Source organism: Candidatus Schneideria nysicola (assembly GCF_019923565.1).
Classification (GTDB): domain Bacteria; phylum Pseudomonadota; class Gammaproteobacteria; order Enterobacterales; family Enterobacteriaceae; genus Schneideria; species Schneideria nysicola.
The window spans coordinates 384,060-405,720 of the sequence record NZ_CP074435.1 but is presented as its reverse complement, the minus strand read 5'-3'; the positions used below and the strand labels follow the sequence as shown (position 1 = coordinate 405,720).

The 21,661-nt window shown below is 26.5% G+C and carries 21 protein-coding genes; 16 read left to right on the top strand and 5 right to left on the bottom strand.

The window, feature by feature from the left end; all coding sequences use genetic code 11:
• Positions 1-7: 7 nt before the first annotated feature.
• From KEC37_RS02030 to mutH, 5 genes are all read left to right on the top strand, one after another.
• Entirely contained in the window at positions 8-805 is a 798-nt protein-coding gene (locus tag KEC37_RS02030; RefSeq protein WP_223139500.1) for a YchF/TatD family DNA exonuclease, read from the top strand.
• Positions 806-934: 129 nt separating this feature from the next.
• Complete coding sequence (gene ptsG, locus KEC37_RS02025; RefSeq protein WP_223139499.1) at positions 935-2,368, top strand: PTS glucose transporter subunit IIBC; 1,434 nt, start codon at positions 935-937, stop codon at positions 2,366-2,368.
• Positions 2,369-2,452: 84 nt separating this feature from the next.
• Entirely contained in the window at positions 2,453-2,812 is a 360-nt protein-coding gene (locus KEC37_RS02020) for an HIT domain-containing protein (protein ID WP_223139498.1), read from the top strand.
• Positions 2,813-2,829: 17 nt separating this feature from the next.
• Positions 2,830-3,390: a penicillin-binding protein activator LpoB gene (locus KEC37_RS02015; RefSeq protein ID WP_223139497.1), complete on the top strand. Its 561-nt coding sequence runs from the start codon at positions 2,830-2,832 to the stop codon at positions 3,388-3,390.
• Positions 3,391-3,442: 52 nt separating this feature from the next.
• A complete protein-coding gene (mutH, locus tag KEC37_RS02010) occupies positions 3,443-4,141 on the top strand; it encodes a DNA mismatch repair endonuclease MutH (RefSeq protein WP_246778192.1) in 699 nt (232 codons plus the stop codon).
• Positions 4,142-4,186: 45 nt separating this feature from the next.
• On the opposite strand, the gene nadB is transcribed toward mutH, so the two are convergent.
• Together nadB and rluD are read right to left on the bottom strand one after the other, a co-directional pair.
• Positions 4,187-5,812 carry an L-aspartate oxidase gene (gene nadB, locus KEC37_RS02005; RefSeq protein ID WP_223139496.1) on the bottom strand — a complete coding sequence of 542 codons (1,626 nt, stop codon included), beginning with the start codon at positions 5,810-5,812 and terminating at the stop codon, positions 4,187-4,189.
• A gap of 39 nt (positions 5,813-5,851) precedes the next feature.
• Positions 5,852-6,775: a 23S rRNA pseudouridine(1911/1915/1917) synthase RluD gene (gene rluD / locus KEC37_RS02000; RefSeq protein ID WP_223139495.1), complete on the bottom strand. Its 924-nt coding sequence runs from the start codon at positions 6,773-6,775 to the stop codon at positions 5,852-5,854.
• 65 nt (positions 6,776-6,840) lie between these two features.
• Here rluD and bamD point away from each other — a divergent pair, with 65 nt between their 5' ends.
• Together bamD and dcd are read left to right on the top strand one after the other, a co-directional pair.
• Complete coding sequence (gene bamD / locus KEC37_RS01995) at positions 6,841-7,569, top strand: outer membrane protein assembly factor BamD (protein WP_223138484.1); 729 nt, start codon at positions 6,841-6,843, stop codon at positions 7,567-7,569.
• Positions 7,570-7,603: 34 nt separating this feature from the next.
• A complete protein-coding gene (gene dcd / locus KEC37_RS01990) occupies positions 7,604-8,164 on the top strand; it encodes a dCTP deaminase (protein WP_223138483.1) in 561 nt (186 codons plus the stop codon).
• A gap of 40 nt (positions 8,165-8,204) precedes the next feature.
• Here the strand turns inward: dcd and KEC37_RS01985 are convergent, their stop codons facing one another.
• Together KEC37_RS01985 and ssb are read right to left on the bottom strand one after the other, a co-directional pair.
• Entirely contained in the window at positions 8,205-9,179 is a 975-nt protein-coding gene (locus KEC37_RS01985; protein WP_223139494.1) for an RluA family pseudouridine synthase, read from the bottom strand.
• A 53-nt stretch (positions 9,180-9,232) separates the two neighbouring features.
• Entirely contained in the window at positions 9,233-9,745 is a 513-nt protein-coding gene (ssb, locus tag KEC37_RS01980) for a single-stranded DNA-binding protein (protein ID WP_223139493.1), read from the bottom strand.
• A 259-nt stretch (positions 9,746-10,004) separates the two neighbouring features.
• Between ssb and KEC37_RS01975 the strand changes: the two genes are divergently transcribed.
• From KEC37_RS01975 to KEC37_RS01940, 8 genes are all read left to right on the top strand, one after another.
• On the top strand, positions 10,005-12,506 hold the full coding sequence (locus tag KEC37_RS01975; protein ID WP_223139492.1) for a leucine--tRNA ligase: 2,502 nt from the start codon (positions 10,005-10,007) through the stop codon (positions 12,504-12,506).
• Entirely contained in the window at positions 12,484-13,503 is a 1,020-nt protein-coding gene (holA, locus tag KEC37_RS01970; RefSeq protein ID WP_223139491.1) for a DNA polymerase III subunit delta, read from the top strand. The genes KEC37_RS01975 and holA overlap by 23 nt, the downstream gene beginning before the upstream one ends.
• A gap of 24 nt (positions 13,504-13,527) precedes the next feature.
• Positions 13,528-14,175, top strand: coding sequence for a nicotinate-nucleotide adenylyltransferase (gene nadD / locus KEC37_RS01965; protein WP_223139490.1), 648 nt, complete (start codon positions 13,528-13,530; stop codon positions 14,173-14,175).
• A 102-nt stretch (positions 14,176-14,277) separates the two neighbouring features.
• On the top strand, positions 14,278-16,140 hold the full coding sequence (gene mrdA / locus KEC37_RS01960; RefSeq protein WP_223139489.1) for a peptidoglycan DD-transpeptidase MrdA: 1,863 nt from the start codon (positions 14,278-14,280) through the stop codon (positions 16,138-16,140).
• A gap of 21 nt (positions 16,141-16,161) precedes the next feature.
• A complete protein-coding gene (gene mrdB, locus KEC37_RS01955; RefSeq protein WP_223139488.1) occupies positions 16,162-17,262 on the top strand; it encodes a peptidoglycan glycosyltransferase MrdB in 1,101 nt (366 codons plus the stop codon).
• A gap of 26 nt (positions 17,263-17,288) precedes the next feature.
• Entirely contained in the window at positions 17,289-17,816 is a 528-nt protein-coding gene (gene dsbB / locus KEC37_RS01950) for a disulfide bond formation protein DsbB (RefSeq protein ID WP_223139487.1), read from the top strand.
• 14 nt (positions 17,817-17,830) lie between these two features.
• The gene (pssA, locus tag KEC37_RS01945) at positions 17,831-19,177 is read left to right on the top strand and encodes a CDP-diacylglycerol--serine O-phosphatidyltransferase (RefSeq protein WP_420885557.1); all 1,347 of its coding nucleotides are present in this window, start codon (positions 17,831-17,833) and stop codon (positions 19,175-19,177) included.
• Positions 19,178-19,191: 14 nt separating this feature from the next.
• A complete protein-coding gene (locus KEC37_RS01940) occupies positions 19,192-20,064 on the top strand; it encodes a 5'-3' exonuclease (RefSeq protein WP_223139485.1) in 873 nt (290 codons plus the stop codon).
• On the opposite strand, the gene KEC37_RS01935 is transcribed toward KEC37_RS01940, so the two are convergent.
• Positions 20,065-20,811 carry a YciK family oxidoreductase gene (locus tag KEC37_RS01935; RefSeq protein WP_223139484.1) on the bottom strand — a complete coding sequence of 249 codons (747 nt, stop codon included), beginning with the start codon at positions 20,809-20,811 and terminating at the stop codon, positions 20,065-20,067. It lies immediately after the preceding gene.
• A 182-nt stretch (positions 20,812-20,993) separates the two neighbouring features.
• Here KEC37_RS01935 and rpiA point away from each other — a divergent pair, with 182 nt between their 5' ends.
• Positions 20,994-21,659 (top strand): ribose-5-phosphate isomerase RpiA, encoded by a 666-nt coding sequence (gene rpiA, locus KEC37_RS01930; protein WP_223138471.1) that lies wholly within the window; start codon positions 20,994-20,996, stop codon positions 21,657-21,659.
• The last annotated feature ends 2 nt before the right edge of the window (positions 21,660-21,661 follow it).

Sequence of the window (21,661 nt, the reverse complement as noted above, 5' to 3'; positions counted from 1 at the left end):
AAAATATATGTTTTTAGTGGATTCTCATTGTCATCTTAATCAATTAAAAGATTATTCTTTATCTCAAAATATAGAGAATATTATAAAAAAATCTAACAGTAATAATATTAAAATGTTTTTAACAATATCTACTACTTTAAATGAATTTAATATTTTAAAGAATCTAGTTATAAATAGAAAAGATATTTTACTTTCTTGTGGTATACATCCTCTTTATTCAAAGAATCTTCTAGATTTAGAATTATTAAATTTAATTTCTAAAGATGCAATAATTTCAGCTTTTGGAGAAACTGGGTTAGATTATTTAAAGATTAAAAATATAGAGGAAAAAAAAATACAACAGCAATTTTTTAGAGAACATATACGTATAGCTTGTATACAAAATAAGCCTATTATTATTCATACAAGAAAAGCTAGTAAAGATACATTAAATATTTTAAGTGAAGAATCTGCGGAAAGATGTAGAGGTATATTACATTGTTTTACTGAAAATATAGATACCGCGAGAGTAATATTAGATATGGGATTTTATATATCTTTCTCTGGAATAATTACGTTTTCTAATACGGATGAATTAAAAAAAGTGGTAAAATTTATACCTATTGATCGTTTATTAATAGAAACAGATGCTCCCTATCTTACACCCGTTCCTTATAGAGGAAAAGAAAATCATCCTGCTTACTTACTTAATATTGCTCAATATATTGCAGATTTAAAAAAAATAACAATAGAAGAAATCGCTAATTTTACAACAGATAATTTTTTTAATTTATTTAATTTAAAAAAATTAGATACTAGTATCTAGATATAAAAATTTAAATAAATATATTATTAATGAATTATACTATGTTAAAATTATAAGATAAAAGATTTTTATTAGAAATAATAATTTTATTTATTTTTTATAAAATTTAGTATTAGGAGTATAGGTAAAATGCTTCAGAATCCATTTTCTAATTTACAAAAAGTAGGTCAATCTTTAATGTTGCCAGTCTCTGTTTTACCTATAGCTGGTATTTTATTAGGAGTTGGTTCCGCTAATTTTTATTGGATACCGGAAGTAGTTTCTCATGTGATGGCTGAAGCAGGGGGATCTATATTTACTAATATGCCATTAATTTTTGCAATTGGAATTGCTTTAGGTTTTACTAATAATAACGGAGTTTCAGCTTTATCAGCTTTAATAGTATATAGTATTTTAATAAAAACAATGTCAGTTATTACTCCTTTATTATCATCTTATATTTCTTTTCAAAAAATTTCAGCAGAATATTTATCTAATACTGGAGTGTTAGGTGGAATTATATCTGGAAGTATTGCCGCATTTACTTTTAATCGCTTTCATACTATTAAATTACCAGATTTTTTAGGTTTTTTTGGAGGGAATCGTTTTGTACCTATTGCTTCTGGATTAATAGCAATTATGGTTGGGACTATTTTATCTTTTATTTGGCCTCCAATAGGAAGTATTATTCAAAAATTTTCCTATTGGGCTGCTTATCAAAATTCAGTAGTTGCTTTTAGTATTTATGGTTTAGTCGAACGTGCACTAGTTCCCTTTGGGTTACATCATATATGGAATGTTCCATTTCAAATGCAAGTAGGTGAATATACTAATGCAATGGGACAAGTTTTTCATGGAGATATTCCTCGTTATATGGCTGGTGATCCTACTGCAGGAAAACTATCAGGAGGATTTTTATTTAAAATGTATGGCTTACCAGCCGCTGCTATAGCTATTTGGCACTCTTCTTGGACAAAATATCGTTCTAGAATAGGAGGGATTATGCTTTCGGCTGCTTTGACTTCTTTTTTAACTGGCATTACCGAACCAATTGAATTTTCTTTTATGTTTATAGCCCCCATATTATATGGTATACATGTAATATTATCGAGTTTAGCTTTTCCAATTTGTATTCTTTTAGAGATGCGTAACGGTACAAGTTTTTCACATGGTTTAATCGATTTTATACTACTTAGTGGTAATAGTAATCGTATATGGTTATTTCCAATAATAGGAATTTTATATGCATTTATTTATTATAGTATATTTAGATATTTAATTATACAATTAGATTTAAAAACACCAGGTAGAGATACTTTTATTGAAGAAACAAGAAAAATGACAAATAAAGATACAATGATAGAAGAATTAATTAATGCTTTTGGAGGAAAAGATAATATTATTAGTCTTGATGCTTGTATAACAAGATTACGTGTAAGTGTAATTGATACAAAAAAAGTGGAGAAAGAGAAACTAATCCAACTTGGAGCCAGAGGAGTTATAATTATAGGAACAGGAATACAAGCAATATTTGGAACACAATCTGATAATCTAAGGATTGAGATGAACAATTATATGCAATAATTAATGACATTTATTTGTAATGTATTAGATTTTATATGAAGATTTATTATCATTAATGAATGTTATTTAACAAGAAATAAAACAATGATAAATAAAACAGAAGAAACTATTTTTAGTAAGATTATTCGTAAGGAAATACCTGTCAATATTATTTATCAAGATAAATTAGTTACAGCTTTTTATGATAAGTATCCTAAAACACCAGTTCACGTTCTTATAGTTACTAATAAAATCATTCCAACAATAAATGATATCACGACTGACGATGAAATTATAATTGGGAGATTATTTACCGTAGCAAAAAATATTGCTCAATCACATGGTATTAGTGAAAGTGGATATAGACTAATTATTAATTGTAATAGTCATGGAGGACAAGAGATTTTTCATCTTCATGTTCATTTATTAGGTGGAAGATCACTTGGACCATTAGTAGTTAGTTAATGTAATTTAATAACAACATGCCTATAATTCTTCTTATCCTTTTTTTATTATGTTTATTAACTAATTGTACTATAAAATCTCCTATAAATCATTATTATCCCACTGAGCCCATTGATGGAAAGAAGAAAAAAAATATATTGTTGTCATTGAATGATACAAATAAAGAATTAATTAAGATAAATTGGGAAAATATATTAAGACCACTAATAAAAAATCTCGTTTCTATAGAGGAAATTAATTTTAATCATGTATTTTTAGTAAAAAAAATTATAAATAATACTAATATTTTTATACCAATTGATATAGTGACTATACTAATCATTAATTTACTTCGTAATGAAGCAGTAAAAGTTATAGAAGAAAAAGAAATAGATAACAATGCTAAGATTCTCTTTAATTTAGATAAAGAGGATAATTTAGAATCTTTCTATAAAGAGGTAGAAATTGCTCATTATTTAAATATACATTATATTTTATCTAGTAAAATTGAAGAGAATATGAATAAATTAAATATTAGTATCCAACTTATTTTGGTTAAAAGTGGAGAAATCATTTGGTCTAATAACGTATATTTATAAAAAAATATTATTTTTAGAATATTTTTATACATTATAAGGAAAATATAATTAATTGATAAATTATATAAAACTTTCTTATCCTCCATTTCCCCCTTCTTCTCAAAAGGAGTTAATGGATCGTGCAAATAGGCTTGCTGGATTTAATTTAGGAGAATTAGCTACGTGGGCTAATATAAATATTCCACTGGATCTTAAAAAAGATAAAGGATGGATTGGAAAATTAATAGAATTTTGTTTAGGTGCCAATACGAAAAGTAAAGCTTCTAGAGATTTTCCCCATTTAAATATTGAATTAAAAACTCTACCTATTGATGAAAATGGAATTCCAATAGAAAACACCTTTATTTGTATGATTAATTTAATTAATTATCATAAAACAATTTGGGAAACAAGTTATTTACGTTATAAAATTTCTAAAATTTTATGGATACCTATTGAAGGTAGTAAAGATATTACTCTTTCTATGAGAAGGATTGGAATCCCTCACTTATGGATTTTAAATCTAAACAAGTTAGAAGAATTAATATTACAATATGATTGGGAATCCTTGATGAATTTAATAGTTTTAGGAAAAATTCAATCAATATATAATTTTTCTGGTGAATTAATACAAATATCTTCTAAAAGAAAGAACCATCTTTCTCTAACTCCTGCTATAGATCAAAATGGAAAAATTATTTTAGTTTCTCCATGTGGATTTTATTTCAAAAAGTCTTTTACTAAAAAAATTATAAAAAGTTTCTTTGATTAAGAATGAAAATAGATGAAGATAATGAGATGATAGGAATGGAATATATTATTTTTCGTTAGGATTTAAAAAAGTTGGTTGGGCATTAGATAACATATCTGGAAAATCTGTCATAAAATGTAATCCTCTGCTTTCTTTACGAGAAAGTGCACTTACAATAATTAATTGAGCAACTTGTATTAAGTTACGTAATTCTAATAGAATATCAGAAATAAGCAATCTTTCTTCATACTGATTGAAGATTATATTCTGTAAATCTTTGACTTGATTTAAAGCAAATTTTAGTTCATTAGAAGAACGCATAATACCTACATATTTCCACATTAAGGAACGCAAATCATATAATTTTTTCATTAAAAATTTTTCTTTTTTTTCTGAAATTATTCGTCTATTTTGAATACTGATTTTACATTTAGAAACAGGTGAAATATAAGATAAACACTCATTAATATCTTTTGCAGCCGAATAACCGTAAACCAAACATTCTATCAAAGAATTTGAAGCTAAACGATTTGCACCATGTAATCCAGTATAACTTACTTCTCCTATCGCATACAGTCCATCTAAGTCAGTACGACCTCTTCTATCTACGACAACTCCACCACAGGTATAATGTGCCGCTGGCGTAATAGGAATCGGTTCTCGAGTTAAATCAATCCCTAATTTAAGTAATTTATTATATATCGTTGGAAAATGATAACGAATAAATAAATCAGATTGGTGACTAATATTTAAATACATACAATCTACTTTAAGACGTTTCATTTCATAATTAATAGCACGGGTTACAATATCTCTTGGAGCTAATTCCTCTCTTTTATCAAAAAGAGACATAAAACGACTTCCATCTGGACGACATAAATAGGCCCCTTCACCTCGTAATGCTTCTGTTAGTAAAAAATTATGTACTTTAGGATGAAATAAACAAGTAGGATGAAATTGAATAAATTCTAAATTAGCCACACGACAACCTGCTCTCCAAGCAATTGCAATACCATCGCCTGATGAAACATTAGGATTGGTCGTATATTTATATACTCTAGATGCTCCACCTGTAGCTAATACTACAATTTTAGCATAATATATCTCTACTTCTTTTTTTATAGAATTCCATACATAAGCGCCTATTATACGAGGTGGAATACGGGAAACTTCAACTACATCTGAAAAGATTAAATCTATTACATTACGATATTCCATCGTCTGAATATTTTTATATTTTAAAATTTTATTTATAAGTAAATTTTCAAGTGTTCGGCCAGTAGAATCTGCTACATGTAATATACGTCTATGACTATGACCTCCTTCTCTAGTTAAATGATATTTTTTAGAAGAGTGATTAGAAGATATTTCATAATCAAAAATCATACCTTGATCAATAAGCCATTGAATACAATTCCAAGCATTTGTAGCTATATATTCTACTATATTTTTATCTGATAATTCCCTTCCTGCTATTAAAGTATCATGAATGTGAGAATCCGTACTATCATTTTCATCTAATACGGTTGCAATCCCTCCTTGAGCATATAAAGTAGAACATTCTTCTAAAGACGTTTTACTTAATATAACAATTTTAAAATTTTCAGATAGTTGTAATGCTATTGATAAACCTGCTACACCACTACCAACAATAAGAACATCAGTAATATATGAATTACATTCTTTTTTCATATTTTTAATAAAAAATTAGTCAGAAGCTATTATTAATTTTTAGCAATAATTTATATGATTGTTCTTTAACATATCTAAAAAATTTTTCATATCATCTGGTAAGGGAATACGACAATATATTTTAGTAAACGTAATAGGATGATAAAATTCTAACATTATTGCATGTAAAGCCTGTCTATTCAATAAATTTTGATATACTCTAAATTTTTCATGAGAATTCCCCCCATATAAAGTATCACCAACTAATGGATATCCAATGGATTTCATATGTACTCTAATTTGATGAGTACGACCACTTTCTAATCTTAAAGAAATTCTAGTATAATTATGAAATCTTTCTATGACTTTATAGTGAGTTGTTGAGGGTTTACCTCTAGAACTAATAATCATATGAATACGTTTACTAAAATGACGAGCAATTGGTTTATCTATTTTTCCATAAGATTCTTTTATATTTCCTATAACAATAGCTTCATACTCTCTTATAATTTTTCTATATTTAATTAATTCTATTAATCTATTTTGAGAAAGAATTGTTTTTGCGATTATCATAAGTCCTGTGGTATCTTTATCTAATCGATGCACAATACCAGCTCTAGGTAAAAGAATATTGGATGGATAATGATATAATAAACTATTAAAAATAGTTCCTTCAGTTTGTTTAATACCTGGACATACTAATAAATTAGCAGTCTTATTAATTATAATTAAATAATCGTCTTCATAAAGAATATTTAATTTAATATTTTGAGCTAAGTCTTTTTTTTCTTCTTTAATAAGAGGAAAAGAAATAATGATTGATTCGTTTCCTAAGACCTTTTTTTTAGGGATAAATGTAGTGATTCCATTAACTTTTACTCTCCCTTGGAGAATCCAATTCTTAATTTGTGATCTTGAGTATTTAGGAAAAAGTTCTGTAACTACTAAGTCTAATCGTTTTCTATTATTAGAAATATTTATCATTTTATAAAAAAATAATTAATAATATCTTATCTTATTCCTTCCTGATAAATAAGGAATTAATATTTATGATATATATTTTTAATATAATTTTTATTGTCTGTCAATTAACATTAATTAGTTGTACTAATAAAAAAAATTTAAAAAATAATAATATTTCTTTTAATCAAATTTATATTTCTATTCAAAATAATATTAAAAATAATAACTATACAAAAGCTATTGAAGAATTACATTATTTAGAAAAAATTTATCCTTTTAATCCTTATAGGCAACAAATAAATATAACTTTAATTTATTCTTATTATAAATTAAATAACTTTTTAAAAGCAAAAAACCTTATTGATCAATTTCTTCGTCTTAATCTTATTCATACACAACTTGATTATATATTATATATGCGAGGACTAATTAATATGGCATTAGATTATAATACATTTCATAAATATTTTCATATAAATAGAACGGACCGTACTACAGAACATATTCAAGAAGCAATACAAGATTTTAAAAAATTAATTCAATATTTTCCTCATAGTCAATATATTATTGATACCAATTATCGATTAAATTATCTAAATAATAGAATAGCTAAATATGATTTAGCAGTAATAAAATATTATGATCAATGTGGTGCTTATATATCCGTAGTTAATAGATTTGCTAAAATATTATCTGATTGTTCAGATACTCGAACTATATGGAAAACCTTACCATATTTGCATAAAGCTTATCTAAAATTAAAATTAGATTATGCAGCAAAACAGATAGAAAAAATTATGTCTAGTATTAACTAGATCAATATAAAATAAAAAAATAGGTATACAAATTATGAAATTATGTGATAAAGATATTGAAATATGGTTAAAAGAAGAAAAATTAATTATTAATCCAAAACCTTCTACAGAAAGAATTCATGGAGCCACAGTCGATATATGTTTAGGTAATCAGTTTCGTATATTTAAAAAAGAACATACAATTAAATTTATTGATTTAACTCAAATAAATGACTATAACTTAATAAAACAAGTTATGAGTGATAATATTGAGTTATCTAATAATGATAAATTTTTTATTTATCCAAATGAATTTGTATTAGCTCTTACTTTAGAATCGATTTCTTTACCTGATAATATCGTAGGATGGTTAGATGGTAGATCCTCATTAGCAAGATTAGGATTAATGATCCATGCTACAGCTCATAGAATTGATCCAGGTTGGAAAGGACAAATTGTTCTTGAATTTTATAACTCTGGAAAAATACCATTAGTACTTCGACCAGGAATGATAATAGGTGCATTAAGTTTTGAGTTACTTAGTGGTAAATCTATACGTCCATATAATAAAAGAGAAACCGCTCAATATTATGAGCAAAAAAATATAATAAACTAAAATAAATATAATAAACTAAAATATTATCGTTTATACTATTTTATTGAATATTTTTTCTTAAATATAAAAGACACTTATTTAAGTGATTATCTATAGGTGCTTTAATATATAAAGTCTTTTTAGTATTAGGATGGATACATATTAATTCAGAAGCATGTAAAAATAATCGGTTTAATCCACATTTTTTTTTCATCAAATTATTAAAATCATTATCACCATATAATTTATCTAAAGCAATAGGATGACCTAAATATTGACTATGTACACGTATTTGATGAGTACGTCCAGTTATAGGAGAAATATTCACTAAAGTAGCAATACGAAATTTTTCTTTTATTTGAAAACAAGTCTCTGATTTTTTTCCTATTCTATTATCATTAGTCATTAATCGAGAAATACCAGAAATTTTTTTATGAAGATATGTAGTTATACTTTTTTCTTTAATATTCCATGTACCTTTTACTAAAGCTAAATAATATTTCAAAATATTATTTATACGAAACTGTTCATGTAGAAAACGCAAAGCAGATCTTTTTTTTGCTATAATAAGAATTCCTGATGTATCTTTATCTAATCGATGTACTAACTCGAGTGAAACATCATTACGTAATATACGTAATCCTTCAATAATTCCGTAACTTAATCCACTTCCGCCATGTACCGCTATTCCAGTAGGTTTATCAATTATTAATAAATATGAATCTTCATATAAAATTCTCTTATTTAAGAATTGAATTTTTTCAGTATTTAAATAAGTAGAATTAAATATTCTTTTATCATTTATGTGTTGAGAATATATCTTTTGAGGAATATAGATTCTATCATTATTTTTAAATTTATAATTAGGTTTAATACTATATCCATTTACCTTAATTATTCCTTTACGTAATAATCTATAAATTGCACTTTTAGGAACAGTACTTAAATAAATATGTAAAAAATTATCAATTCTTTGATCTATTCTATCTATTGGAATAGCGAAATAAAAATAATCATTATTTTTAGTATTTTTCATATAAAAATCTATAAAGATTTTTAAAATAAATTTAATTGCAAATTAATTCTAATTTAAAATGGAATATCATCATCAAAATTAATTGGAAATTCATTGTGATTTTTTTGAATATTTTTCTTAGAATCATTCATATCGTCTGATTCTTTACTAATTTTATTTATTTTAGTATTTTTGGTATTGATCCAATTATTAGAATTTAACAATTCTTTTTCTGGACGATTTCCTAACATTTGTATCATGCCACCTCTACTACTTACAATGACTTCGGTAATATATCTATCTTGTCCATTTTGATCTTGCCATTTACGTGTTTGTAAAGAACCTTCAATATAAATCTGAGAACCTTTTTTTAAATATTCATTGACTATTTCAGCTTGTTTTCCAAAAATAACTATTCGATGCCATTCAGTTTTTTCTTTTATTTCATCATTTTGTTTATCACGCCATGTTTCGGAAGTAGCTAAATTTATATTAGTTACTGCATTTCCATTAGACATATAACGTATTTCTGGATCTTGACCTAAATTACCTATTAAAATAACTTTATTTACACCTCTATTTGTCATAATTTTTTCCAAAATTTATCTAAAATTAAATAATTATATTATCTGTTTAAATTTCGATATTAAAAATAAATAGTTTATTAACACTATCTGTTATATTATATTAATTATTTATAATTTAAATTATAATAGNAAAATATTTTCATTATAAATTCAATTTATTTAGTATAGTAAAATATATAATAACATTAAATACAAGATTATATTATAAAATATATTAAATAAATAAATTTTTTAATTTTAATAAATCATTAATCTATTTATGCAAAAAAATTATAACCCAAAAAATATAGAAGAATATGTACAAAAGTATTGGGAAAGAAATTGTACTTTTAAAGTTGTAGAAGATACAAACAAAGAAAAATATTATTGTTTACCAATGATGCCTTATCCTTCAGGTCAATTACATATTGGACATGTAAGAAATTATACTATTAGTGATGTTATATCTCGATATCAACGTACATTAGGAAAAAACGTTTTACAACCTATGGGATGGGATGCCTTTGGATTACCTGCTGAAGAAGCAGCAATTAAAAATAATACAAATCCTGCAGATTGGACGATTTATAATATAAATTATATGAAAAATCAATTAAAAATGTTGGGATTTAGTTATGATTGGAGTCGAGAAATTACAACATGTCATCCAAATTATTATAAATGGGAACAATGGTTATTCATTATTTTATATGAAAAAGGTTTAGCATATAAAAAAATGTCTACAGTCAATTGGTGTTCTAATGATAACACTGTACTCGCCAATGAACAAGTGATAAATGGTTGTTGTTGGCGTTGTAATGCTCCAATAACAAGAAAAGAACTTTCTCAATGGTTTCTAAAAATCACAGATTATGCTGAACAATTATACTATGATTTAGATAAATTAGAAAATTGGCCTGAAAAAGTAAAAATGATGCAACGTAATTGGATTGGTCGATCAGAGGGAATAGAAATTGATTTTCAAATATTTAATAGTGCAGAAATTTTAACTATTTTTACAAAAGATAAAGATGATTTATTTAATAGTAGTTATATTTTAATTACATGGGATCATCCATTTACATTAAATATCATAAAAAAAAATAAAAATACTAAATTGATTAATTTTATTAATAAATGTAGAGATATTCCTCTTTATCAAATAGAAAAAGATAATTCTTTAAAAAGAGAAGGAATTGACACGGGATTATATGTAATCAACCCTATAAATGGAAAAAAATTACCAATATGGATTACTAATTTTATAAAAATTCATCATAATTTAATTAATAGTCTAATAGCTGTTCCTAATAAACGAAAAACTGATTTAGATTTTGCAAATAAAAATAATATTTTCAATATTAATTCCGATAAATATAATAAAAATATTATTCCTATAGATCGTCTTTTAGACCAAGGAATTATTAGAGAAAAAATAATTTATTCTTTAAAAGATTGGTGTATATCAAGACAAAGATATTGGGGAGTTCCTATCCCAATGTTTATATTCAAAGATGGTAAAACTTTACCTCTATCTTTTGATAAATTACCTCTCATTTTAAAAGAGAAAAAGGAATACCAAAATCAGTGTCTGTCACAAAAAGTAAAATCTATTCAACTAGAAACTGATACATTTGATACCTTTATAGAATCGTCTTGGTATTATATACGTTATACATGTCCTACTTATAATAAAGGAATATGCAATCCATTTTTAGCTAATTACTGGCTTCCAATAGATCAATATATTGGAGGAATTGAACATGCAAATATGCATTTAATATACTTTCGATTTTTTCATAAGATATTACGTGATATTGGATTATTAAGTTCAGATGAACCAGCAAGACGTCTATTATGTCAAGGTATGGTATTAGCTGATGCTTATTATTATATTAATGATACAGGTAAACGTATTTGGATTTCTCCTACCGATATAAATATTGTCAAAGATAAAAATAATAAAATTAGTAAAATAACAGATAAAACAGGTAGAGTTTTAATACATTATGGCATGTGTAAAATGTCGAAATCTAAAAATAATGGGATTAATCCTCAATTTTTTATAGAAAAATATGGTTCAGATACTATTCGTCTTTTTATAATGTTTGCTGCTCCTGTAGAATCAAAATTAGAGTGGATAGAATCCGGAATAGAGGGAATGAGTCGTTTTCTGAAACGTATATGGAAAATGGTATATGAACATCTTCAATTTACTCCTGTAAGCTTAGAGAAAAATTTCACTAATTTAAGTAATAAAAATAAAAAATTAAGATATGCTTTACATAAAGCTATTGTTAAAGTAACTGAAGATATTGATAAAAAACAATCTTTTAATACTGCTATTTCTACTATTATGGGATTAGTTAATAAATTTAATAATTTTCAAACAAAAAATGATCAAGATTATTTGATCTTACAAGAAACATTATCGACTATAGTAATAATGTTATCTCCATTTACTCCACATATTTGTTTTATTTTATGGAAAGCATTAGGTGGTAGAGATAATATTGATTATGTCTCATGGCCTATTCCAGATAATAAATTAATAAGAGAACAAGAGGAAAATTATTTATTAATTATTCAAATAAATGGGAAATTATATGACAAATTTTATATAAAAATGGATATGGATAAAGATGTTATTTATAAGTTAATTCTTCAAAGAGAAAAAATTAGTAATTATATTAAAAACAAAAAAATAATTAATACCATATATATTCCAAGAAAAATTTTTAATCTAGTAGTTAGTCTTAATGACGATAGGAAGAATGATTAACTTAACGTCAGAAAAACTTGTTTATCAATTACAGAATTTTTTGGCTTCATTTTATATCTTAATCGGCAACGATATTTTATTAATAGAAGAAAGTAAAAATCTTATATTAAAACAATCTCATTCATTAAAATTTTATAAACATGAAAATATATTTTTATATGAATCTATAGATTGGAATAGATTATTCCATTCTATTAATAATTTAAATTTATTTACTAATCGTCAATCATTAATCATACATTTTGGAACCCAAAATATAATTTCTTCTATAGATGAAAATTTAAAAAAGTTAATATCATTATCACATAATGATCTATTATGTATTTTTATACTTCACCAAAAACCTTCTAATCATACTTGGTTTAAATTATTAAATTCTAATAACACTACAGTATTGGTCAATTGTAATACACCAAAAAAAGAAAAATTATATCATTGGATATTAAATCGTGCAAAAAATTTAAATTTGTCCTTAGATGAAAACGCCTGTCAACTGTTATCTTACTATTGTGAAAATAATTTACTTGCTATAGTACAAATTTTAGAAAATTTACTATTAATTTATCCAGATAAAAAACAATTCTCTACGAAACATTTAAAAATAGTAATAAATGATTACTCACAGTTCACTCATTTTAAATGGGTTGACGCAGTTTTATCTGGAGAAGAGAATCGTGCTAGTTATATTCTATATCATCTAAAATTATCAGGTATTGAACCAATTCTTTTATTACGTTTAATTCAAAAAGAAATATTGTTCCTATTAAAATTAAAAAGATATACCATAAACATACCGATTCATAAATTATTCTATAAATACAATATATGGTATGATCGTCGTCTTTTATTAAAGAATGCACTAGATAGATTAGATATTCAACAATTAAAAAAATCTATTCAATTTATGGAAATAATAGAATTACAATATAAAAATAATGAGAACTATTTTATTTGGTTTCATTTACATACACTAATAATTCTCTTATCTAAGAGATAAGACTTTACCGTCAATATATTTATTTTGTCTACTTTACTTGCTTTTTATGGAGGAACTTTTGATCCTATTCATTATGGTCATTTAAAATCTGCTTATGCGTTAATACAACTTATTGGATTAAAAAAAATTATATTTATGCCTAATAATATTCCTCCACATCGAACTCAACCTAAAGCTTCTCCTAAACAAAGACTAGATATGATAAATTTAGCTATATCTGAAATGCCAAAAGGGATATTTACTGCTGATGATTATGAATTAAAAAATAATAGCATTCCATCTTGGACAGTAGAAACATTTGAAAATCAAAGAATCAAATATGGTTTGACTATATCTATTGGATTAATTATTGGACAAGATTCATTTTTAACATTGCCAAAATGGTATAGAAGTCGTGATTTATTAAATTTATGTCATATTTTAGTATGTACACGACCAGGTTATCCTAATATTCCATTTTGCAGTCAGACAAAATGGTTAGCGGATAGAATGACTAACAATCCATTAGACTTATTTAATAAACCAGCAGGACTCATTTATTATGCTACTACTACTAAATTAAAAATCTCTTCAAGTGAAATTCGTAATCGTTATTATATAGGTAAATCTTGTAAAAGTTTATTACCTGAATCCGTTAATCACTATATTCAATATACAAGATTATATCGTTAAATATTATTATCATTCATATTAACAAATTCGCTTGTCTATTCCATTCAAAAATAATACATACGTTTATTAATCATTTTTTTATTTAAATGGTTTTACGGAAGAATGATAAAAAAAGAATCGATACGAAATTATTTAGCTGAATCAACATTATTTTTACACCGTATATTAATAGCTATTTTTGTAATTTTATTACTCAATGGAATTTTAATATCTAACATATATTATCTTCAAATTATTTGTTTTGAAAAATATAGAGCTCGTTCCAATGAAAATAGAATTAAAATTCTGCCACTTTTTCCGAATCGTGGAATGATATATGATCGTAATGGTATACCACTCGCATTAAATCGTACAATTTACCAATTAGAAATTATACCGGAAAAAATTAAAGACATAAATAAGACAGTAAATGATCTACAATCCATTATGGATATAACTGTAGAAGATATAATGCATTTTGAAAAAGAAAGAAAAAGAGCAAGACGTTTTTCCTCCATCCCTATTAAAGGGAACTTAAGTGAAATTCAACACGCTATTTTTTCTATTAATCAATTTCATTTTCCTGGTGTAGAGATAAAAAGTTATCAACGTCGTTACTATCCATATAATACTATTTTAACTCATGCTATTGGTTATGTTTCAAAAATGAACCTTTCAGAAATAAAAAATTTCCAACCTAAAGGATTATTAAGTCATTCTATTAATAATTACGATATTGGAAAATTAGGGATTGAACGTTACTATGAACCCATTTTAAGGGGAAAAATGGGTTATAAAGAAATAGAAGTTAATAATTACGGTAAAATCATACGACAATTAAGAAAAAAACTACCTTATCCCGGTAAAAATATCTATCTTACATTAGATATTCATCTGCAATGTTATGTTCAAAAATTACTAATGAATAGTAGAGGTGCCGTTATTGTTGTTGATCCCCAAGATGGGGGTATATTATCGCTTGTATCTAATCCTAGTTATAATCCTAATTTATTTGTAGAAGGTATCTCTAAAAAGGATTATCTAGGTTTAATAAAAGATGAAAACTGTCCTTTAATTAATCGTGTTACACAAGGATTGTATCCTCCTGCTTCTACAGTTAAACCATATATATCTGTATCAGCAATGACACTTGGTATTATTAATAAAAATTTTTCATTATTTGATCCAGGATGGTGGAAATTACCTAATTCAGAAAAAAGATATAGGGATTGGAAAAGATGTGGGCATGGTCAAATTAATGTGACTAAAGCAATTGAGGAATCAGCGGATACATTTTTTTATCAAATAGCTTATGATTTAGGTATTGATCGTTTATCAGAATGGATGAAAAAATTTGGATATGGTCAATACACAGGTATTGATCTTTTAGAGGAATCTATGGGAGTAATGCCCAATAGAGATTGGAAAAAACATCGTTTTAAAAAACCTTGGTATCAAGGAGATACCATTCCAGTTGGAATAGGACAAGGTTATTGGACAGCAACTCCAATTCAAATGTCAAAGGCACTTATGGCTTTAATTAACAATGGATTATTACGTACTCCACATCTATTATTAGGGATACAAGATCATGAAGGTATAAAAACTTATAAACAACATTCTTGTAGTCAAATAGGAGATCCTTATTCTATTTTTTGGAAAATAGTAAAAGACGGAATGTACGGTGTTGCTAATCGACCCAATGGGACAGCATATAGAAATTTTTTTAATGCCCCTTATAAGATAGCTGCAAAATCTGGTACTGCCCAAGTTTATAGTTTAAAAAAAAATGAATTTTATAATGCTAAAAAAGTTTCTAAAAAGTTAAGAGATCATAAACTAATGATTGCTTTTGCTCCATATGATAAACCTAGAGTAGGAGTAGTAGTCATTTTAGAAAATGGTAGTGGTGACTTAACGGCCGGTTCGGTAACTAGAAAAATTATGGATTATATTTTCATTCAAGAAAACAATCTAAACAAATAAAATAAAAAAGGACAATAAAATATGAATAATAATTCAATATGGAACAAACTATATATTGATAAAATATTATTTTTATTTATTACCTTAATTTTAGTTTACAGTATATTTTTAATATGGAGTGCAAGTGGACAAGATATAAAGATGATGGAACGTAAAATTATTCAAATTTTTATAGGTATGGTGGTAATGCTTCTACTTGCTCAAGTGCCACCAAGAAAATATGAATCGAATGCACTATATTTATATATAATTTGCATATTGTTATTAATTTTAGTAAAATTATTCGGTCCAATAAATAAAGGAGCACAACGTTGGTTAAATCTTTCATTTCTACGATTTCAACCTTCAGAAATGGCAAAGATAGCGGTTCCACTTATGGTAGTACGATTTATAAATCGAGATAGTTACCCCCCTTCTTTTAAAGCTACTCTTATTATATTAGTAATCATTTTTATTCCTACTTTACTAGTCGCAACTCAACCAGATCTTGGAACCGCTATATTAATAGCGATTTCGGGTTTATTTATACTTTTTTTATCTGGTATAAGTTGGAAATCTATTATGATAACTTTATCCTTATTCACTGCATTTCTACCCATATTATGGAATTTCTTTATGCATAACTATCAAAAGGATAGAATTATGATATTATTTTCTCCTGATCTAGATCCATTAGGTTCCGGTTATCACATAATCCAGTCTAAAATCGCTACTGGTTCAGGAGGATTTACCGGAAAAGGATGGTTACATGGGACTCAATCCCAACTTGAATTTCTACCGGAACGTCATACTGACTTTATTTTTGCTGTTTTAGGAGAAGAATTAGGATTTATTGGAGTACTCTTACTATTAGTACTATATTTAGGTATAATTATACGAGGATTAATTATTGCAATTCAAGCGCAAAATACTTTTGGACGTGTAATAACAGGGAGTATAATATTAACTTTATTTGCTTATGTTTTTATAAATATAGGTATGGTTACTGGAATACTTCCTATAGTTGGGATCCCACTACCCTTAATTAGTTATGGAGGTTCATCATTAATTGTCTTGATGGCCAGTTTCGGTATGATTATGTCTATACACACTCATAGGAAAATGTTATCAAAACATCTTTAACTCTGATAGTTCATTATTTAAAAAAAATGTTTCATTTTAATAATATTTTTACATATCGTATATTTTGGTTCGTATTAATACTTTCTGCTTTAATTTGGGAATGTATTGTACTTCTCTTACAATACTTTTTTTATTTTAAACCCTGTGTTTTATGCATTTATCAACGCGGTGCTTTATATGGAATTATATTGGCAGGTTTAATTGGGATTATTGCCCCGAATAAAAAAATATGTCGATATAGTGGGATATTACTTTGTATTTATAGTGCTATAGAAGGAATGTATTTCGCTATGAAATATGTTAGAAGACAACTATATCCTTCACCTTTTGATACATGTGATTTCTCTATAAGTTTTCCTACTTATTTTCGCTTAGACAAATGGATCCCTTTTATATTTAATCCTATTGGAGATTGCTTAACAAAAGAGAAACAATTTTTATTGTTAGAGATTTCTCAATGGTCTGTTATTATATTTGGATTATATTTGATTATTATAGTCCTAATATTACTAATAAATTTATTCTATTATATCCGACTCTTTTTAAGAGAGTAAAGAGCTTGTCATCATTGATTAATAAACATATAAAATATCTCGCACAATTACCGAAAATTGCTCAGTCTATTGAGGATATACATACATTATATAATCCCGATGCTTTTTTTTATACTTTATTACAATCTATTAAGAATGCTAAAAAACGTATCTATCTAGTTATTTTATTTTTAGAAAAAGATAAAGGAGGGTATAAAATACTTAATGCTTTGTATCAAGCTAAAAGATATAATCCTATACTTGAGACAGTAGTATTAGTTGATTGGTATCGTGCACAACGTGGTCGTATTGGTTCAAATTCCATATATACCAATGCGGATTGGTATTATCAAATGGCTCAGCATTATCCGGATATAGATGTGCCAATCTATGGTGTTCCAATAAATATCCATGAAGCGTTAGGAGTATTACATTTAAAAGGGTGTATTATTGATGACACTATAATATATAGCGGAGCTAGTTTAAATAATGTATACCTTCATCAAAGTGAAAAATATCGATCCGATCGATATCAAATTATCCACAATCCATTATTAGCAGAAGTGTTTCTAAATTATATTCATAGACAATTACTTATCATGCCTCCTGTTGTACAAATAAATAGCCTAATAGTGAATAAAAAGAAAAATACAAAAAATAAAAATAAAATACGATTATTTCGACAATCATTAAGATATGCGAATTATATTTTTAAAAATAGTGCTAATGATGATGAATTAGCTATAACACCATTAGTAGGATTAGGGAAAAAAAGTCTTTTAAATCAGACCATACATCATCTCATATGTTCTACTAAGAAAAAATTGATAATATGTACCCCATATTTCAATATGCCAATGTTATTAATACGTGATTTTATTGCTCTTCTTAAGAGAGAGAAAAAAATAGAAGTTATTATTGGTGATAAAATAGCGAATGATTTTTATATACCTGAAGATCAACCATTTAAAATAATTGGAGCAATACCTTATTTATATGAAGTTAACTTACGCCACTTTATCATCCGTTTACAACAATATATCGAAAATGATCAATTACTAATCAGATTATGGAAAGACGGTAATAATAGCTATCATCTTAAAGGAATATGGGTAGATGATGAATGGCAACTATTAACAGGTAATAACTTTAATCCTCGATCTTGGCGTTTAGATTTAGAAAATGCCTTATTAGTTCATGATCCGAAAAACTTATTATTAGAACAAAGAAAACAGGAACTATTTTTCATTCGTTCCCATACGAAAAAAATTACTCATTTTACCCAAATTCAAAAAATTTCTGAATATCCTAATAAGATAAAAAAGATTATTAGAGGGTTAAGAGGTATCCGTATAGATAAATTGATCAAACAAATTCTTTAAATTGAATATTATTTATGATACCAAGAGATAACAAATCATTTATTATTATTGATGGATCCTTTCATTTATATCGTTCTTATTATGTTTTTTCATCAATTTTTAGTAAAAAGACTCACCAACCTATTGGTGCAATATACGGAGTATTGAATACTATAAAAAAAATATTGATAACATTTCAACCGGAATATATAGCAATAGTATTTGATACGAATGGAAAAAATTTTCGTAGTGATATTTTTTCAGAATATAAATTGCATCGTAGTCCAATGCCTGATAATTTGCGAAGACAGATTAACCCTCTATTGAATATTATTCAAAAATTAGAATTACCTATACTTAGTATATCCGGAGTAGAAGCGGATGATGTCATTGGTACTTTAGCTCTAGAAGCAGAAAAAAATGGTTTAAATGTAATAATTAGTACAGGTGATAAAGATATGGCACAGCTGGTTTCAAGACACGTGTCTCTTTTATACCATAATAATAAAATTAATAGTCTTATTGGACCGGAAGAAATCCAATTGAAATTTGGTATATCACCCAATTTTTTTGTTGACTATTTAGCCTTAGTAGGGGATAAATCTGATAATATTCCTGGCGTACCTGGTATTGGAGTCAAAACAGCTCTCTATCTTCTCAAACACATCGGACATATAAAAAGACTATATGAAAATCTTGAAGTCATTCCGCACTTAAAAAAATTGAGATCGGCGAAAATTACGGCTAAGAATCTAAAAAAATATCGCGAATTAGCCTTTCTCTCCTATCAACTCGCTACTATAAAAACAGACGTCGCATTAGAACAACAATCTTATCAAGCATTTAAAATAAAAAAACTTCATACAGACTTTCTCCATCTGATCATACAAGAATTCAATCTAATTTGATTAGAGAAAATCATATGCATTGTAACTGAGACCAGTCTTCCCTTTACTATCAGAACCCATTAGATAAAGATAAATCAAGGTGATATCATTTGGGGACTTCAAATTCATCGGATTTTCATTTGGGAAAGCACTGGCTCGCATATGAGTACGAATAGCTCCAGGATTAATACAATTTACTCTTAAAAGAGTGGGATCATATTCATGAGATAAGACTTGCATCATCCCTTCTGTTGCAAATTTAGATACGGCATAAGCTCCCCAATGAGCACGACCTTTTCTACCTACACTAGAAGTAGTAAATATAATAGAAGGACTACGAGCGTTGAGTAATAGAGGTAAGAATGTTTGGGTTATCATAAACGTTCCGTTTATATTCACATCAATTACTTGTTTCCAATGAAAAGGATCTTGTTGTGCAATAGGCATAATAGTACCAAGTAATCCGGCGTTGTTAAGTAATCCATCAATATGGGATATATTCTTCTTTGCTATTTTATTGATTAAATTTTGATATTCTTTAGGATCTTGACAAGCAAGATCAAAGGGAAGGATCATTGCCTCCTTATATCCCATCTTCTCTATCGTTTGCTTTACAGATAAAAGTTTTTTCTCATTTCTACTAAGAAGTATTAATCGAGCTCCATATTTTGCATAGGAAATAGCTACAGATCTTCCTATCCCATCACTAGCACCGGTTACTAAAATAATATAATTATCTAATAAATTTTTTATAGGGGAATAATTCATTATTGACACTCCTAAATTAATTAATAAATAAATCGTAACGTAATATTATCTTAGACAACGATATGTAGTATATCAAAATATTCCATAGAACTTTGTTTCTAAAATTATCGTATTAGTTTATAATAAAATTAGTTTATAATAAAATTTAATTAAAATTTCTTTGCTGGATAAATATAGAGAAGATGACGATAGATGAAATTAAAAAACAATTAGGTTGGGCTGGATTACAATATATACGACCTTTTACTATTGTAGGAGTAGGAACCGGTTCGACCGTTTCACATTTTATGGATGCACTAGCAACATCTAAACATCAAATCAAAGGAGCAATATCAAGTTCGGAAATGTCTTCTATCAAATTAAAAAGTTTAGATATTCCTTTATTTAATCTCAATGATGTAAGTTCGGTAGATATTTATATAGATAGTGCAGATGAAATTAATTCTCAGATGCAAATGATTAAAGGAGGAGGGGGTGCATTAACTAGAGAAAAAATTATTGCAGCTGTAGCTAAAAAATTTATTTGTATTGTCGATTCAAGTAAAAAAGTAGAAATATTAGGAACATTTCCACTTCCAATCGAAGTCATTCCCATGGCTCGATCATGGGTAACTAAAGAAATGCTTCGATTAGGTGGTATTCCTGAATACAGAAAAGGAATAACGACTGATAATGGCAATATTATTCTTGATGTAAAGAATTTAAGGATTTCTAATCCTATCGAACTAGAAGAAACAATAAATAATATACCTGGAGTAGTAACAGTAGGATTATTTGCTCGTAGAAGTGCCGATATAGCTTTAATAGGTAGTCAATATGGAATACAAACGGTTATTAAAAAAACATAGAT

Coding starts and splice junctions, on each gene's coding strand:
- KEC37_RS01940 (WP_223139485.1), top strand. CDS start 19,192: ATGATACCAAGAGATAACAAATCATTTATTATTATTGATGGATCCTTT.
- KEC37_RS01985 (WP_223139494.1), bottom strand. CDS start 9,179: ATGAAAAATACTAAAAATAATGATTATTTTTATTTCGCTATTCCAATA.
- mrdA (WP_223139489.1), top strand. CDS start 14,278: ATGATAAAAAAAGAATCGATACGAAATTATTTAGCTGAATCAACATTA.
- holA (WP_223139491.1), top strand. CDS start 12,484: ATGACGATAGGAAGAATGATTAACTTAACGTCAGAAAAACTTGTTTAT.
- ssb (WP_223139493.1), bottom strand. CDS start 9,745: ATGACAAATAGAGGTGTAAATAAAGTTATTTTAATAGGTAATTTAGGT.
- KEC37_RS02030 (WP_223139500.1), top strand. CDS start 8: ATGTTTTTAGTGGATTCTCATTGTCATCTTAATCAATTAAAAGATTAT.
- dcd (WP_223138483.1), top strand. CDS start 7,604: ATGAAATTATGTGATAAAGATATTGAAATATGGTTAAAAGAAGAAAAA.
- KEC37_RS02015 (WP_223139497.1), top strand. CDS start 2,830: ATGCCTATAATTCTTCTTATCCTTTTTTTATTATGTTTATTAACTAAT.
- KEC37_RS01935 (WP_223139484.1), bottom strand. CDS start 20,811: ATGAATTATTCCCCTATAAAAAATTTATTAGATAATTATATTATTTTA.
- ptsG (WP_223139499.1), top strand. CDS start 935: ATGCTTCAGAATCCATTTTCTAATTTACAAAAAGTAGGTCAATCTTTA.
- rluD (WP_223139495.1), bottom strand. CDS start 6,775: ATGATAAATATTTCTAATAATAGAAAACGATTAGACTTAGTAGTTACA.
- bamD (WP_223138484.1), top strand. CDS start 6,841: ATGATATATATTTTTAATATAATTTTTATTGTCTGTCAATTAACATTA.
- rpiA (WP_223138471.1), top strand. CDS start 20,994: ATGACGATAGATGAAATTAAAAAACAATTAGGTTGGGCTGGATTACAA.
- KEC37_RS01975 (WP_223139492.1), top strand. CDS start 10,005: ATGCAAAAAAATTATAACCCAAAAAATATAGAAGAATATGTACAAAAG.
- mrdB (WP_223139488.1), top strand. CDS start 16,162: ATGAATAATAATTCAATATGGAACAAACTATATATTGATAAAATATTA.
- KEC37_RS02020 (WP_223139498.1), top strand. CDS start 2,453: ATGATAAATAAAACAGAAGAAACTATTTTTAGTAAGATTATTCGTAAG.
- nadB (WP_223139496.1), bottom strand. CDS start 5,812: ATGAAAAAAGAATGTAATTCATATATTACTGATGTTCTTATTGTTGGT.
- dsbB (WP_223139487.1), top strand. CDS start 17,289: ATGTTTCATTTTAATAATATTTTTACATATCGTATATTTTGGTTCGTA.